This window comes from Acetobacterium sp. MES1, from assembly GCF_002237635.1.
In the GTDB taxonomy this organism is placed as follows: domain Bacteria; phylum Bacillota; class Clostridia; order Eubacteriales; family Eubacteriaceae; genus Acetobacterium; species Acetobacterium wieringae.
In genome coordinates this window covers 1-1826 of sequence record NZ_MJUY01000005.1, presented here as the reverse complement: position 1 = coordinate 1826, position 1826 = coordinate 1, and the positions used below count along the sequence as shown (strand labels likewise).

At 38.8% G+C, this 1826-nt stretch carries 2 protein-coding genes; both read right to left on the bottom strand.

The genetic code is table 11. The features are described from left to right. Window positions 1-761, bottom strand: a 761-nt coding sequence (locus BI182_RS01375; protein WP_286805000.1) for a YihY/virulence factor BrkB family protein, incomplete at its 3' end; no start/stop codon positions are given. After that, window positions 758-1603 (bottom strand): YihY/virulence factor BrkB family protein, encoded by an 846-nt coding sequence (locus BI182_RS01370; protein ID WP_228879078.1) that lies wholly within the window; start codon window positions 1601-1603, stop codon window positions 758-760. The genes BI182_RS01375 and BI182_RS01370, both read right to left, overlap by 4 nt. Window positions 1604-1826: the final 223 nt, after the last annotated feature.

Here is a 1826-nt window from a genome sequence, read left to right as displayed (position 1 = left end):
GCCACCATCAGGGCAAAAAGTCCGCCCAGACTGCCATAGAGCGTACTGTATTTGGTTGAATGATTAATAAATAAGGTAAAAATACGAAAAGCGATATTAAGTCCCAGCGTGGCAAATAGGGCTCCGGGAAGACCATTTTTAATTTTCAAGGGCTGAGCGGGGGCCATGACATAGATCATATTAAAAATAAAGGTTGAAACGATCCAGGAAAAAGCAACCGCAAAAAAACTCAGAACCGGATAATAATAAGTATATAACCCAATTTTCTCAAAAATAACAGCACCGACGTCCGCACTGAAAATATAGGCCACCGCAATCAATAAAATGGCCAGCGTGAAAAGAATCGTAAACAGAAACGAATAGAGCCAGATTTCTCTGAGGTTTCGAGTTTCTTCCCGGCCATAGGTTTGATTGATCCCGATCATGACTGCTCGGGTGGCCAGGGATGAAAAGAAGAAAGCCAGAAGAATCAGACTGTACTGGGAACCGGAAACCTGACTGATCAGGCTGTCTAGTAAACCAGTTACATATTCATAGGAAAGCTCTGGCAAAAATGTTTTTAAAATTTCATAGAGATAGGTTTCGAAGGGTTTGATAAAATTTCCGATAAATGAAATCAGAAAAAGCAGGAGAGGGAAAAAAGCTAACAACAGGTAAAATGACATTTGCGTGCAGATTCCTGAAAAATCGGTTTTTTCGAAATCCTCCCGGATGAAGTTGATCAGTTTCACAAGTTTTAAATTCATGATCCGTTTGATCATTTGGCGGCCTCCGTTTCACAAAATAATGACTGTTTTGTTCCGTAAAGATTCACAACGCCGCCTAAGGTAAGGCTGAAACAGATCAGGTAGACAACAAAAAACAAGGAGAAGGGTCCTTGGAGATTAAAGAAAAAACTGTTGAAATCAAGGACGGTATCGGCAAACAGGGCATAGAGCAAAAGAATGATAAACCAACTGATGCTGACAAAAGCGCCACCTGGCAGGGCTTCCCAAAAACCAAGATGGTTTTTGGGGGCATACATATAAATCAGTGTAAAGATCAGGGTCGGCACAATGAGCAGATAAAGCAGCGTAAAGAGAACAATAAAAACTGCGAAAAATTGCGACAAATTCAGAGCATGAAAAATAAAAGAAAGCAGTTTTTCACCGAATAGATAGAAAAAAACCGTGAAAAAGATAATCAGCAGAAATAAAAACAGATATAGAATCGATTGGATCCAGAGCGCAACACTGCCCCGGGTTTCTTTTTGGCCAAAGATCCGGTTTAAAGAAGTGATCAGGGAATGCATGGCCGAAACGGAAACATATAAAATGAAAAATCCCAGGATCAGATTGGTACCCAATGAAAAAGAAATGGTATTGGCATTTTCCATGGCCAGATTAACATAATTCATTATCGATTGTGGTAGTATTTTTGAAAAGGCAAAAATCAGGGTTTCGTTGACACTGGCGGAAAACCAGTTGATGAAACTGTAGAGCAGCATCAAAAAAGGAACAAATGCCGACAGGGTTCGGTAGGACATTTGAGCCGAAAGGTTGATAATATTATTCTTTCTTCCCTGGACAAATAAAAAGCGGCTGAAGCATTTAAAAAACGTCATGAGCTCCTCCAAATCCACTTATAAACTTGAATTGATTGAACCACAGTATAACATAGTTTCGATTTAAATTGAAGCAAAACCGCTAAAGTAAAAAATGGAAAGTTGGAAAAAAAGATGGTATAATAAAAATTGATCGTTTAGAACAAGCACATCACACCGAAAAATTCAGAAAATAGCAGTATGGAAAGGAAATAGTAAATTAAATGGGAAAAACGTTAACAGA